This is a genomic window from Variovorax sp. Soil_C_26 (assembly GCF_057657075.1).
Genome location: NZ_JBDGJC010000004.1, coordinates 73,660 through 87,108, shown reverse-complemented (window position 1 = coordinate 87,108; position 13,449 = coordinate 73,660). Strand labels below are relative to the sequence as shown.

The 13,449-nt window shown below is 65.6% G+C and carries 13 protein-coding genes; 8 read left to right on the top strand and 5 right to left on the bottom strand.

What is annotated here, in order from left to right:
• The first annotated feature begins 52 nt into the window (after positions 1-52).
• The 4 genes from AC3A6G_RS13180 to AC3A6G_RS13165 all read left to right on the top strand — a co-directional run bounded on the left by AC3A6G_RS13180 (position 53) and on the right by AC3A6G_RS13165 (position 3,596).
• Positions 53-457, top strand: coding sequence for a VOC family protein (locus AC3A6G_RS13180; RefSeq protein WP_487873837.1), 405 nt, complete (start codon positions 53-55; stop codon positions 455-457).
• Positions 458-543: 86 nt separating this feature from the next.
• A complete protein-coding gene (locus AC3A6G_RS13175; protein ID WP_487874003.1) occupies positions 544-1,314 on the top strand; it encodes an SDR family oxidoreductase in 771 nt (256 codons plus the stop codon).
• Positions 1,315-1,517: 203 nt separating this feature from the next.
• The gene (locus AC3A6G_RS13170; RefSeq protein WP_487873836.1) at positions 1,518-2,390 is read left to right on the top strand and encodes a tyrosine-type recombinase/integrase; all 873 of its coding nucleotides are present in this window, start codon (positions 1,518-1,520) and stop codon (positions 2,388-2,390) included.
• A gap of 9 nt (positions 2,391-2,399) precedes the next feature.
• Positions 2,400-3,596: an IS91 family transposase gene (locus tag AC3A6G_RS13165; RefSeq protein WP_487873835.1), complete on the top strand. Its 1,197-nt coding sequence runs from the start codon at positions 2,400-2,402 to the stop codon at positions 3,594-3,596.
• 436 nt (positions 3,597-4,032) lie between these two features.
• Here AC3A6G_RS13165 and AC3A6G_RS13160 read toward each other — a convergent pair whose 3' ends face one another.
• The 3 genes from AC3A6G_RS13160 to AC3A6G_RS13150 form a co-directional block, all read right to left on the bottom strand.
• Positions 4,033-4,512: a shikimate kinase gene (locus AC3A6G_RS13160; protein ID WP_487873834.1), complete on the bottom strand. Its 480-nt coding sequence runs from the start codon at positions 4,510-4,512 to the stop codon at positions 4,033-4,035.
• Between the two features lie 137 nt (positions 4,513-4,649).
• Complete coding sequence (locus AC3A6G_RS13155) at positions 4,650-5,042, bottom strand: VOC family protein (protein ID WP_487873833.1); 393 nt, start codon at positions 5,040-5,042, stop codon at positions 4,650-4,652.
• Between the two features lie 189 nt (positions 5,043-5,231).
• Positions 5,232-5,780, bottom strand: a complete 549-nt coding sequence (locus tag AC3A6G_RS13150; protein WP_487873832.1) for a P-loop nucleotide/nucleoside kinase family protein — start codon at positions 5,778-5,780, stop codon at positions 5,232-5,234.
• A gap of 218 nt (positions 5,781-5,998) precedes the next feature.
• On the opposite strand from AC3A6G_RS13150, the gene AC3A6G_RS13145 reads away from it, so the two are divergent.
• Together AC3A6G_RS13145 and AC3A6G_RS13140 are read left to right on the top strand one after the other, a co-directional pair.
• Positions 5,999-6,478, top strand: a complete 480-nt coding sequence (locus AC3A6G_RS13145; protein WP_487873831.1) for a MarR family winged helix-turn-helix transcriptional regulator — start codon at positions 5,999-6,001, stop codon at positions 6,476-6,478.
• A 2-nt stretch (positions 6,479-6,480) separates the two neighbouring features.
• On the top strand, positions 6,481-7,158 hold the full coding sequence (locus tag AC3A6G_RS13140; protein ID WP_487873830.1) for a GNAT family N-acetyltransferase: 678 nt from the start codon (positions 6,481-6,483) through the stop codon (positions 7,156-7,158).
• 1,000 nt (positions 7,159-8,158) lie between these two features.
• Here AC3A6G_RS13140 and AC3A6G_RS13135 read toward each other — a convergent pair.
• Entirely contained in the window at positions 8,159-10,222 is a 2,064-nt protein-coding gene (locus tag AC3A6G_RS13135; RefSeq protein ID WP_487873829.1) for a carboxylesterase/lipase family protein, read from the bottom strand.
• Positions 10,223-10,358: 136 nt separating this feature from the next.
• On the opposite strand from AC3A6G_RS13135, the gene AC3A6G_RS13130 reads away from it, so the two are divergent.
• The gene (locus AC3A6G_RS13130) at positions 10,359-11,060 is read left to right on the top strand and encodes a TetR/AcrR family transcriptional regulator (RefSeq protein ID WP_487873828.1); all 702 of its coding nucleotides are present in this window, start codon (positions 10,359-10,361) and stop codon (positions 11,058-11,060) included.
• Between the two features lie 23 nt (positions 11,061-11,083).
• Here the strand turns inward: AC3A6G_RS13130 and AC3A6G_RS13125 are convergent, their stop codons facing one another.
• Positions 11,084-12,046, bottom strand: coding sequence for a LysR family transcriptional regulator (locus AC3A6G_RS13125; protein ID WP_487873827.1), 963 nt, complete (start codon positions 12,044-12,046; stop codon positions 11,084-11,086).
• Positions 12,047-12,187: 141 nt separating this feature from the next.
• On the opposite strand from AC3A6G_RS13125, the gene AC3A6G_RS13120 reads away from it, so the two are divergent.
• On the top strand, positions 12,188-13,405 hold the full coding sequence (locus AC3A6G_RS13120; protein WP_487873826.1) for a fumarylacetoacetate hydrolase family protein: 1,218 nt from the start codon (positions 12,188-12,190) through the stop codon (positions 13,403-13,405).
• Positions 13,406-13,449: the final 44 nt, after the last annotated feature.

The following is a 13,449-nucleotide window of genomic DNA, read 5'->3' as shown; positions in this document are numbered from 1 at the left end:
CCAGCGCCGGACGGTCGAAGCTGTTCTTCGAATTGCTGCCTGAGGAGCCACCGTGTTCTCCCATGTCTTTGTGAGCGTCGGAGATTTCGAGCGCGCCTTGCGCTTCTACAGCGCGTTGATGGACAGCCTCGGCGTTGAATTGCGCTTTTGCGAGCGCGAGCGGCCGTGGGCGGGCTGGCACAGCGCAGGTGGGGCACGCCCCTTGTTCGCTATCTGCAAGCCCTTCGACGGCCAGCCCCACCACCCTGGCAACGGGCAGATGACCGCCTTTGCCGCGGCCTCCAGGGAGATCGTCCGAGCGGCATACCGCGCGGGGCTGGACCACGGCGGAACCTGCGAGGGCCCGCCGGGCCTTCGCCCCGAGTACCACGACGACTACTACGGCGCGTATTTTCGCGACCCGGACGGGAACAAGCTGTGCGTCGCGTGCCATGTGGCGACGGGGGATGGTGCATGAGCTTGTCGCCAGCTTGGTTGGGACAAGGCTCGGCCAGATCCGGTCCTTCAGCTTCGCGCTCGTAAGCCGACAGTCGGGCGGATGCAATCGCGCTTCGCGATGGCCCCCTTGAGGTTCTGCCGTTCAGCGAGTGCCACGTCGAGGGAAGGACTGGGCCGAACAAGCGAACAAACTTCGTTGGCTCAGGGCCCACCTGCCGTGACTCGAAGATCGCACAGGTGGTTGTTGCCGCCGGCGCGGCCAAGGTCTATGCCGCCGCCCGGGACCCCGCCAGTGTCACCGTGCCCGGTGTGGTGCCCGTGCGGCTGGACGTGACCCAGCCCGACCAGATCGCTGCACTCGCCCGCGAATTGACCGACGTGAGCCTGCTGGTCAACAACGCCGGCATTGGCGGCTCCGGCCCAATGCTGGACCCGAAGGCGATCGACACGCTGCACCGGCAGTTCGAGACCAACGCAGTCGGGCCGCTGCGCATGGCGCAGGCCTTTGCGGGTACGCTGGGGGAGCGCGGCCACAGCGCCATCGTCAACGTGATCTCGGCGCTGAGCTGGGTCACGCTGCCAGGCGCGACCGGCAGCTACAGCGCATCGAAGGCTGCCGCCTGGGCGCTGAGCAATGCGATGCGGCAGGAACTGCAGGCACAGGGCACGCAGGTGCTGTCGCTGCATGTGGCCTTTATGGACACCGACATGGCGCGCGGCGTACCGGGGCCGAAGGCTTCGCCTGACGAAGTCGTGCGCCAGGCCCTTGCGGCGCTCGAAGCCGGGCAGTCGGAACTGCTCGCCGACGACATGACGCGCAGCGTGCACGCCAGGCTGACCACCCAGCCGCCGATGTACCTCGGAATGGTCGGGTGAGCGGCGCGGGCTCGAAAGAGGAAGTCCGCTTTCCCTCGACCGGTACTTCAGCTATGGGCGAGGCCCAACGTCTCAGATGGGCCCGAGGACTAAACCGCTCGCGCGGTAGTCCGCCGCGAAGGCCCCGAAGCCAATAGAGATCGCGCCCCTGTCTATGTTGGCGAGCGAGGCAATCGGCCTCGTTCTTCGACAGGAGCACGATCATGATCTCTTCCACACCGGCGGTGTCCCCGCTGCGCCAGCGCTTGCTCGACGACATGCGCATGCGCAAGCTCGGCCCGAAGACGCAATCTGCGTACGTTCGCGCGGTGCGTTACCTCGCGAGCTTCCTCCAACGCTCCCCCGACACGGCCACCGCTGAGGATCTGCGCCGCTTCCAGCTGCACCTGGTCGACCGGGGCGTCTCGCCGATCACGCTCAACGCCACCATCACCGGCCTGAAGTTCTTCTTCGATGTCACGCTCAATCGCGGCGAACTGGTCGAGAGGATGAGCTACGTCCATGTGCCGCACAAGCTGCCGGTGGTGCTCAGCCGCGACGAGGCCGCGCGCCTGATCGCCGCGGCCTCCAACCTCAAGTACCACACGGCACTGTCGATCGCCTATGGCACCGGGCTGCGGGTCAGCGAGATCGTCGCGCTGAAGGTCGGCGACATCGACAGCCCGCGCATGACCCTGCGCGTCGAGCAGGGCAAGGGCCGCAAGGATCGCTACGCGATGCTCTCCCCCGTTCTACTGGAGCGGCTGCGGGCCTGGTGGCGGTATGCCAATGCGATGGGCAAGTTGCTGCCCAACGGTTGGCTGTTTCCTGGCATGAATCCCGTTGATCCCTTGACTGCACGCCAGCTCAACCGCGCAGTCCATGACGCGGCCAAAGCGGCCAAGATCGACAAGCGCGTCACCATGCATACGCTGCGCCACAGCTTCGCCACGTACCTGTTGGAGCAGAAGGTAGACATCCGCGTGATCCAGGTGATGCTCGGCCACAAGAAGCTGGAGACCACGTCGGTCTACACGCACGTGGCCACCGAAGTCCTGCGCGAGGTCGTCAGCCCGCTGGAGAAGCTGTCTGCGTAGGCCGTCTTCATGGCGCACTGCGCCCTGGAAGTCGCCGACATCTTCCGCACCCACGGCCCCGATTGGCGCAAGGCGCAGCGCGGTCACCTGAGCCTGGGCCAGCTCAAGGTCATGTCGGCCATCGAGCAGTGCCGCAGCGCGGCGCTGGGGGGTCACGTGCTGCGCTGCGAAGGCTGTGGGCAAGACCAGATCGCCTACAACTCGTGCCGCAACCGGCATTGCCCGAAGTGCCAGGCCAGTGCGGCGCAGCGCTGGCTCCAGGCGCGCCAGGCCGATCTGCTGCCCGTGGACTACTACCACGTGGTCTTCACCTTGCCCGCGCCGATCAGCGCCATCGCCTACTACAACAAGGCCGAGATCTACGCCTTGCTGCTCGACACGGCCGCCCAGACCCTGTTGACCATCGCAGCCGATCCCAAGCACCTTGGTGCGAACATCGGCGCGACCCTGGTGCTGCACACGTGGGGTTCGGCACTGACGCACCACCCGCATGTGCACGGTATCGTGCCGCGCGGAGGTCTGTCGCCGGATGGCGAGCGCTGGGTCGCCTACAAGCCCGGCTTCTTCCTGTCCGTGCGGGTGCTGTCGCGCCTGTTCAGAAGGCGCTTCCTCGAAGCGCTCGGACAGCGGCATCGCGCGGGCCGCCTGCGGTTCTTCGGCGAGTTCGCCGCGCTGACCGACGCGCGCGCCTTTGCGGACTGGCTGGCACCGCTGCGCAAGTGCGAATGGGTCGTCTACGCCAAACGACCGTTCGCCGGACCCGAAGCGGTGCTGGCCTACCTGTCTCGCTACACGCACCGCGTCGCCATCTCCAACAGCCGGCTTGTAGCGATGGACGAACAAGGCATCACCTTCCGTTGGAAGGACTACCGGGCCAAGGGCCGCACCCGGCGCAAGACGATGACCCTCGATGCCGACGAGTTCATGCGCCGTTTCCTGCTGCACGTCCTGCCGGGTGGCTTCCATCGCATCCGACACTATGGACTCCTGGCCAACGGCAACCGCGCGGCCAGCTTGGCGCGCATTCGCGAACTGCTGGGGCAAGAGGCTGACGCGGTCGCGCAAATCGCGAGCCTGGATGCCGAGCCTTGCCGTCCTCAACCGACCTTCGTCTGCATGCACTGCGGCGCTGCGATGATCGTCTTGCTGACGTTGGCTCGCGGGCAGCCGATCCGTGCGCCGCCACCACAGGTCCGGGCACCATGACGACGCAGCTGCTCAGCCAACCTTCGACCCTTCTTGCTATCGGGCCGATGGGAGCAAATCTGGTCTTCGAGTCCTGCAATGCCATTCGTCGGCCGTCCTGGCGTCAGGCGACGCAAACGACGGCCTTGATTTACCGCGCTTCGGCAACGCCATTGGAGGCGCCCCCGGGCGCCGCATCGGAGCCAGATCGGGCCAAGCGTCCCGAATCCCCATAGGTCCGTAGCCTTCCCAGTCCGCAGCAGCGCATTCCGCGGTTTCCTCCTTAGAGGCTTGTCCAACACCTGCCCTCAGGCCGTTGTCGTGCGCGGGCTCGTGGTGTTGCGCGGGCAGGTGTCGGACAACCCTTAGCCACTGCTGACCTTCAGCCTGCCGGGGGAGCGGACGCTCGGTGTGACCTCCCGCTGAGCCGACGCCTCATTGTCCCAAATAGCCGCGACTAGTGAGGAGTTGGCAGGAGTGGCAAACCCAATGTTTCGGCAATCGCGCGCGCGGCCTCTGCAGGGCCGAGAGCGGAGGTGTCAATGACTACTTCCGCTTTCGGCATCAACCGCTCGGACGCTTCAAACTGCGTGCGCAATTCACGCAGAAGGTCCACCGACTGAAGCTTTCCAAAAGCAGCCCGGCTCGGTGCCGTAAGACGTTCCTCTTGTACGGCTGCAGGAACGGTCAGTTGAACAAAATGGGTACTGCCACCGGCGGCCCTCACGCTCTCCACCACCCGCCTGTCGAAGCCTTCGACGACCGTCGGCTCTGGCGCAAACGTGAAGATGAGAGAGCGCTTAGCCATTGCCGCCTCGCGTATCATGTCGAGCCACATTTTTTCGCGCAGCCTCACAAACTGCTCGGTTCCGAAAGGGAACACCGCTGCCACGGCATCAACCACCAAGTGGTTGTGGAAGACGGCGTAGGCGGTCATGCGCCCGAGCTCCTTCGCAATGGTCAGCTTTCCAGAAGCGACGGGGCCATGGACAAAAACAAGTTTCATGCTGCTAAAAATGGTTAGAAAGCCAGCCACTCGAAAGTCGGGTTCTGGCCGGAACGAGCCAGCCGACGTCAACCGCCCATGGGGGAGCAAAGCTCAACGAGCGTGCCATCCGGGCAGCGCACGTACGACACGACTTGTCCCCAGGGCTTGGCGCGAGGCTCGGCCAGTTCCGTCGCCCCCGCCGCTAGCGAGCGCGCGTGCGCGGATTCAACGTTGTCAGTGACCAAGCCGAGCTCCATGCCCAAAGGCTTCTTAGACTCCGAAGCGGCTACATGTCCGCCGTGAAAGTTTATGGATGCCAGTTCATGGTGTGCGAAGGCAAGGGTCGTGGCCCCGGTCTCAACCTCCCCGTACATTCCGGACTCGTGCAGGAACCGCCGCGACAGACCAAATGCTTGCTCAAAGAATAGTAGCGAGGCTTCGACGTCTGGCACGTAGACGATGGTGTATCCGAACTTCATTTGAGGTTGAGCGTTGATTTGTGAGTGTGCCCGATGCTGAGCGCGTAGCTCAATCTTCCCATGTCAACGGCTGGCAGCTTGCTTCACGGCAGGGAGAGGCAGATGGTCCGCTTTTGGCCGACTGTAGCCGGTCGTGCCGCCGTTGCGCAGAGCCACAGAGCGACGTGCGATTTGCTCTATAGCCATCTTTCAAGAATCGTGCTGATCGGCTTCATCAGGCGTCACACGGCACTTCACGCCTTCTGTCACGAAGTCAATGTCGAACTCTTCGCGTTCCAGTTCGTCGGGCGGCTCCCAAAGCTGGCTCGCCATCTCGAAGACATGGTCCGGCACGACCATCGAAAAGGTCGGGCCCCGGTCTTCATTCCTGCGTCGAACACGCTCTCGACGAACTTCCACGGGCGCGTCGAGCACATGGAGGTAGGGCGGAAATCCTTCGCTGGCGATTCTTCGACAGAACTGAAGTCGTTGCTGCTGCCGAATCAGACCGAGCTCGAGCACGACGTCTCGACCCGACGCCAGTATCCGGCGGCTGTGGGTCCATATCAGATCCAGCAACCGTTCCTTGCGCTGGACGTACCAAGGTACAAAATCGCCGGCCGGGCGGTCTGGGCTGAACAGCGCTGCGAACCATTCGTCGAGCGGAATGTGCACGCCTTGGGTGCTTGCGGCCAGAGCCGCGCTGAAGGTTGATTTCCCTGCCCCGACCGGACCCTCGATCAAATGAACTCGCGACATTCTTGACGTTCCGAAAATAGGCGTCATTCTGCGACAGAGACGAAGGTCCGCTACTGGCCGCATTCTGCCGCACGTGCACCAGCGCCAATGGGCGCCGCAATGCAGGCGTTCGTCTAGCCATTCGGACTGCGCAACCTGAAGCCCTGTTCGATGTCACGGTTGACTAGCACATGCTAATTGCATAGCATGCTATGCATTGCCGCTGTCGAGGAGTCATCGTGGTCGAAGATGTTGTCAAGGTGCTGGGCCATCTGAGCCTGGGCACGCGTTTGAAGCGAATCGGTGAGAGGCTGCAGGCACAGACGCAGGCCGTTCTGGCGGCGCACGGCTTCGAGCAGCCGGCGGCCCACTTCCCGCTGCTTGCAGCGCTGGACCGACTGGGGCCGTTGAGCGTGGGCGATTTGAGTCAGGCTGTGGGCGTCAGCCAGCCTGTCATTACACGCGCGCTACGGGGACTCGAGGGCGATGGCCTTGTGCAGTCGGCGACGAGCGTTGACGACCGGCGGGTCCGCCACGTGGGTCTCAGCCGCAAGGGGCGCGGCCTTGTGCAGCGCGCACAACGAGAGGCATGGCCGGCCATCGAGGCGGCCGTCGCCCAGGCTTGCGTGGACCTGAAGGGTGACTTGCTCGCCCAGCTTGCCGCGCTCGAAGTGGCGCTGGCGGAGAGACCGTTGCATCTTCGGGCGCAGGAGGTTTGAGTATGTCCGACCTCGACCGACCCGTTTGGGCCAGCCTGCAGCACCAATCGCACTGGGGCTTGGGTGACAAGCGCGCGCGGCGGTTCCATCGTGACGTCAACTGCTTTGCCGCGACGCCAGACGAGAGTGCCGACAGCCTGACGGCGCTGGCTGAGTTGGTGCAGCCGGGCGACGACAGCGTCTATCTTCTGCAGGTCCCGCCCATCGCCGTGCCGCCTGGCTTGCAAGCCGTAAAGGTGGCGCAGGGCGTGCAGATGGTCGCAACGCGTCGGCTGCCGGCCGACGACGACGGCGTGCTGGTGCTAGGCGATGCCGACGCGGCCGAGATGCTGGCCCTGGCCACCCTGACGCAGCCCGGTCCCTTCCTTGCCCGGACGCACACGATGGGTCGATTCGTCGGCCTGCGCGTCAACGGCCGGCTGGCCGCGATGGCAGGAGAGCGCATGCGCTTTCCCGGCCATATCGAGGTCAGCGGTGTGTGCACCCACCCAGACTTCCGAGGTCGCGGCCTAGCGCGGCGGCTGTCGGCCTCCGTGACGGCTGACATCCAGCGACGCGGTGAGCGGACGTTCCTGCACGCCTGGACAACGAACACTGCCGCAATCGAGTTGTACAAGAGCCTGGGCTTCGAAGTGCGCACAGCGGTGAATGTCGCGGTGCTCCAGCACGAGCCAGCTTGACGCCAAGTCGCGGTCGCTGCCGTAGCGGAGCGCGCGAATCGCGCCGACCGAGTCCGGGTAGCAGGCAGCGCAATCAGGCCAACTTGGTGCCATCGACATGGATACGACCGGCGGCTCCGCCACGGCGCTTGGTAGCAATCGTTTGAGTCCGTTCGCGGTAGGCGCGCATAGAGCGCCTGGTCTCGAAGGTGCGCTTCTTTAGCGACGGGCCCGAGGAACGCTCGTCGCTGGAAACCTGCGCTGAGGCACGGTGGAGCGAAGGGATTTGGCTGCGACGGCCTTCACGCCACAGGCCACGAGGCCGCAGATTGCCAAGAAGCCGCACGCGACGCACACGCCATCAACCCGGCCGAAGGCGAGCCAAAGGTGATGCCAGCGAAGGAGGCCCATAGTCCCAGTTGGACCCGCTCGAAGGCATCAGTGGCACGTTCCGGAAAGCTCATCGCATCACTCCTGCAGGGTAGGTATCGCACTCACAGCGCCCGCCGCGGCTTCAAAGGACTCGCGGGGCCGTTGAGCCTACGACCAGACAATCGAGAGGACGAGTTCAAAGTCCGCTCTTGGCCCGATTGCAGTCTTCGCTGTCGGCAAACAGCCGCATTCTGCCTTCGGCGGTTCAGGCTCCGTCTAAAAGATGCGCCACATCATCACAGGAGTCGAATCCTGCTTCCGAGACGAGGCGTTGGACACATCGAACCAAGTGACAAGAGATGCCAGTCGTCATGCGCGACCAGCGGCGCATGGCCATCGCTCAACTCTGGCTCGTCCGGCCATTGTCCAGCAGTCGGCCCCAGCGCAATGACGAAGTGCCGCAGCCGCGACACGCCGGTGGCACGGTGAAACGAGGCGGCGTTGGAAAAGAGGCGGCAGGGGCGCTCGGCATGGCGGCCTGGACCGCGCGTGGCAAACACCGACCTTGAACCAAGGCCGGTGCGCCGGCTGCACGCCAAGGCGATGCGGGGGCCGCCCTGCCCGAAACCTCAGGCAGCGGCTGTCAGGCTCACGGGAACGCTGTCACCAGCCCGGTTCGTACCGAAGAGGTCGCTTCCGGGCCGATCTCCATGAATGCATCCCCTGTCACTGTGTAGGCAGCCCAGTCCAGCGCGGCCGTGCCGGGACGCCCATGCTTGGCGAAGTTGGTCCAGAAAGTCATCGTCTGTTCCGAGATCGCGGTGTCGGCCGGTCCCCATTCCATCGCGGCCAATACGTCGGCCTCGTCACCGGCGCTGCCGCTCACGCCGTTGCCGTTGAGGTCACCGATCGGCGGCTTGTTGCCGTCGGGCGTGAGCGTCAGGCCCAGGCTGTAGTTGGTCGCAATGCCGCGCGGGTAGTCGAACAGGTAGGGCAGCTCGCCGCTGTGTCCGCTCAACAGGCCGAGCCGCGCCCAGCCGGCGGGCACGCGGCTGAACTTGTAGACGTACTGCGGCGAGCGGTAGGTGGGCGTGCGCTGGGTCATGAAGACCGGCAGCGCGGCGCGCAGCGAGGGGTAGTCACCCGAGGTCGCGCCCACCATCAGCGGCACGTCGCTGGGCATGCCGTCCGTCATGTTCTGGCCATAGGTCTTGACGAGGTAGCGATAGTCCACATTGGGCCGGTAGGTCTCGCGCGGGATGCCGGCGTCCAGGTCGGCCTGGGTGAACGCGGTCCACGGCAGGGCACGCGCCTGCGCCAGGATGGTGGCGCCCACGCGCGCGAACACCGCCTTGCCGATGGCTTCGCCTGTAGCCAGGGAAGACTGCGGCGTTCCCTCGGTGGCAATTTCGCTGGCACCGCTTTGCACGATGGCCTTGTGGAACAGGCCCTTCGCATCCGGCGAATTCATCAGCGAATAGACCTTCCCGCCCCCGCCAGACTGGCCGAAGATCGTCACGTTGTCCGCGTCGCCCCCGAAGGCTGCGATGTTGGACTTCACCCACTGCAGGGCCGCCACGAGGTCCATCTGCCCGTAGTTGCCCGAGCCGCCGTGGCCGCTCTCGGCACTGAGCAGCGGGTGCGCCAGATACCCGAACGGCCCGAGCCGGTGGTTGACCGTGACGAGCACCACGTCCTTGGCCGGCAGGCTGGCCGCGTTGTTGTACTGCTTGGAGTTGCTGGTAAGGATGGCGAACGAACCACCATGGAACCAGACCATCACGGGCAGCTTCGACGCGTTCTTGGGTGCCGTCACGTTCAGGTACAGCGAGTCTTCGCTCATGCCGCCTTCGCCGAGCGGCTCCATCGTCGGGTTCTGCGCCGCCTGGTTGGACCACGCGGTGGCCTCGCGCACGCCGCTCCAGGGCAGGGCCGCCTGCGGCGCGCGCCAGCGCAGATCACCCACGGGCGGCTGCGCATACGGAATGCCCAGGTACTGCCAGGTGGTCGGCGTGGCCTCGAAGCCGCGCAGCGAGCCGCCCGTTGTGCTCACCACATGGCGCACGCTGGTCGCGCGCGCAAACTGCTCCTGCGCCGCGGTTGCCGTGCGCGCCGTGCGCGGGCGCGGGTCCAGATCGGAGAAGGCGTTGGCCTGCTCCAGCTCAGCCAGCACGGTCGCCAGGCTGGTGCGGAAGGCGGCCGAGGGCTGCGCGAAGTCGATGGCCGCAGCGTGTCTGGAAATCGTGTCGCGAATCGGGTCCGTGATCTGAATGCCGTTGTTCAGGTCGCCATCGGCGTCCAGGGTCTGCAGCAGCACCAGCTTGTTGCTCACCTGCGGGTCGGCGGGGGATGCAGCGCCGTCGCTGAGGCTCAGCGGCGACAGCGATTCGGCGCCGGCGGCCGAACCCAGCACGAGTGCACCGATAGAGAAGCTGACCGTTTCGCCCGATGCGTACAGGAAGCGCCCCTCGGCATCGGTGGTGCGCGCGCCAGACACGGAGCCGCTGTAGTTCAGCCCGACCACCGGCCCGCCGGCGAAGGTGCCCGACAGCCGCGGCTGCGTGTCGGGCGCGGGCGGCGGCACGAAGGCGAAGCCGCCACCGCCTCCGCCGTTGCCGCCACCGCAGCCCAGCACGAGCGCGCTGCCCACGAGGGCCGGCAGCCACCATCGCTTCGATGCGCGCGCATCGAGGGTCTTCCTGTCTCTCGTCATGTTCGTCTCCTTCAAATCGGGATGTCTGCGGGCACGGCCAGCGCATGGCGCGCGCTTTTCACAGCAGCCATAATTCCACTGAATTAATTCACTTGAATTAGGGATGACCCGCCGTGCGCGTCACAATCGCGACGCCATGCCCAAGCCTCCGACGCCCGCCCAGGACACCCGCCGCGATGTCGCATGCACCGGCACGCGGGAGCGTCTGCTGCTGGAAGCCATGCGCCTGTTCGCTCGCGAAGGCATGAACGCCGTGTCGTTGCGGCGCATCGTGGCCGCTGCGGGCGCCAGCAACCTGTCGGCGCTGCACTATCACTTCGGCAATCGCGAGAGCGTGGTGCGCGAAGTGGCGCAGATGCTCAAGCGCATCCTCGAACCGCGGTGCCTGGAGCGCCTGAACGCATTGAGTGCGGACAGTGCGCGCGGCCACGGCGTGCGCGAGGTGCTGGAGGCAGCCTTCGGTCCGATGATCGACATGCTGGCCGAGCCCGGACTCGGGCGCGACGCCGTGTGTTTCATCGGCCGACTGGGTTGGGACTTCGGCGAAGAGGGGCAGCGCATCTCGGCCGACCTGCACCGCGACCTGCTCACGCTCACGCTCGAGCGCCTGGGCATGCTGATGCCCAACCTCAAGACGGAGCATCTGAAGTTCCGCCTGCTGCTCACCATGAACTCGCTGTACTACGGCATCTCGTACCGCAGCTACGCGAAGCGCTCACCGTTCGGGCCGCTGAGCATCGGCCGCCGCGGCAACGAAGCGCAGGAACGCGCCCTGTTCATGGACTACCTGGAGGCCGGCATCCGGCATCCGTTTCCGGTGCCTGCGAACGCGGCATAGCGCGATTCGCTTCGACCGACTGGTCAGGCCTCTTGGTCCGCCATGTTGCGGATCACGTCCATGAACGCCTGCACGGCCGTGCTGGGGGGCTCGCCTTGCAGCGTGATCAGGCCGAAGTCGGGTATGCGGTTGGGGAGCTCGACCGCAATGCGCGTCAGCAGGCCGCGCCGCACGTACTTTTCTACCAGCGCGGCGGGCTGCAGCGACAGCATGGTCGTGCTCTGCATCAACTCCAGCGCGATCAGGAACGACGACGTCTCGACGATGCCCGAGGTGAGCGACAGGCCTCGGCTGTGGAAGATGTCATCCGACACCTTGCGCAGCGCCGTGGATGTCGGATAGAGAATCCACGGCCAGTTCGAGAGTTCCCTCAGCCCAGGGGTGCTCGGTCCGCGCAGCGGATGGTGCACGCCTGCGGTGACCTGCAACCTTTCACCGGTCAGGTTTTCGTAGTGGAACTGGTCGCGTTGGGATTCATCGGTGAAACGGCCGATCATCACGTCGATCTTGCGCTCGGACAGCCACACGATCAGCTGATCGCTGCTCTGTTCCTGCACCTTCACCACCAGCAGCGGCCGCAGGCGCTGCAGCTCGGCCACTGCGGCGATCAGCAGATGCGCCGCCGCTCCCGAGATGGCGCCGATCGACAAATGGCCGTGCCCGCCGAGCTTCAGATTGCTGAACTCGTCCACGAACTTGCGGTGGCTGTCGAGTGCCGAGTGCGCATAGCGCAAGGTGAAGAGTCCCAGCTCATTGGGTTGCATGCCGCGCGGCAGGCGATCGAACAGGCGCGCTTCCAGCATCTCCTCGATGTCCATCAACACCTTGGTGGCCGCCGGCTGCGTGATGTACATCTGCTCGGCAGTCAGGCGCAGATTGCGCGTCTTTCCCAGGATGTCGAGAAACTGCAGATGCCGGAAACGCAGTCTCGAGACTTGCGCCAGCAGCAGGGGTTTGTCCGAAGTCTTGCCTGAACTCATAAGCATTTGGAATGGATGCTACCGAAAAAGTCAGTGGACCGTCAGGGGGCCGTGACCTAGCCTTCGGGTCGATCAAGCACGGCCCCGCAGAGAGCCGGCGAGTCGCGGCAAGGTCGGCGCACGCCGCGTGTCCATTCCGGAGACATCATGAAAATCAGATCACTGGACCTGGCGCCGGTGCGCACCGATGGCCTGCACCAGGTGCTGCCGCAGGACGGCCTGGCCGGAACGCTCGTCGGCCGTGTCTGGCGTGCCGGCACGCCCGCGGGCCCGGCCGTGGTGGTGCTGCGCCCGGAGGGCGTGTTCGATCTGAGCAAGCACTTCGCCACCATGAGTACGCTGCTGGAGACGGACCATCCGGCGCAAGCTGTGCGTTCAGTGGCCGGCGAGTTCCTGTGCAGCGTCGATGCGCTGCTCGACAACAGCAAGGCGGAAGGCCAGGACCCCGCCGTTCCCTGGCTGCTGGCACCCTGCGACCTGCAGGTCGTCAAGGCCGCGGGCGTGACTTTTGCCGGCAGCATGATCGAACGCGTGATCGAGGAGCAGGCCGGCGGCGACGCCAGTCGTGCGCTCGCGCTACGCAGCCAGATCACCGCGTCGATCGGCACCAGCCTGTCCGACATCCGCCCCGGCTCGGCCCAGGCACTGGCGTTGAAGAACCTGCTGCAGCAACAGAAGCTGTGGTCGCAATACCTGGAGGTCGGCATCGGCCCCGATGCCGAGGTCTTCACCAAGGCGCCCGTGCTGGCATCGGTGGGGCATGGCCAGGACATCGGCATCCGCGCCGAATCGACCTGGAACAACCCCGAGCCCGAGGTGGTGCTGGCCGTCAACAGCCGTGGTGACATCGTCGGCGCCGCGCTGGGCAACGACGTCAACCTGCGCGACATCGAAGGCCGCAGTGCGCTGCTGCTCGGCAAGGCCAAGGACAACAACGCGTCCTGCGCCATCGGCCCCTTCATCCGCCTGTTCGATGGCCACTTCGGCCTCGATCAGCTGCGCCACGAGACCGTGCACCTGCAGGTGGCCGGCGACGACGGCTACACGCTGCAGGGCATCAACACCATGGCCAGCATCAGCCGCGACCCGGTCGACCTGGTGGCGCAGACACTGGCCTTCCACCAGTATCCCGACGGCTTCATGCTGTTCCTGGGCACGCTGTTCGCGCCCACCGAAGACCGGGACGAGCCTGGCGGCGGGTTCACCCACAAGCTGGGCGACATGGTCAGCATCCACAGCCCCTGGCTGGGCTGCCTCCTGAATCGGGTGACGCATTGCGAGGCCGCGCCGCCCTGGCGCTTCGGCCTGCGAGCCTTCATCGGCAACCTGGCCGAGCGCGGTCTGCTGCAGGGGGGGCGGCTGTGATGGCCGGCCACCGCCTGGACACCGCCCGGAGTGAGTCCTTTCAA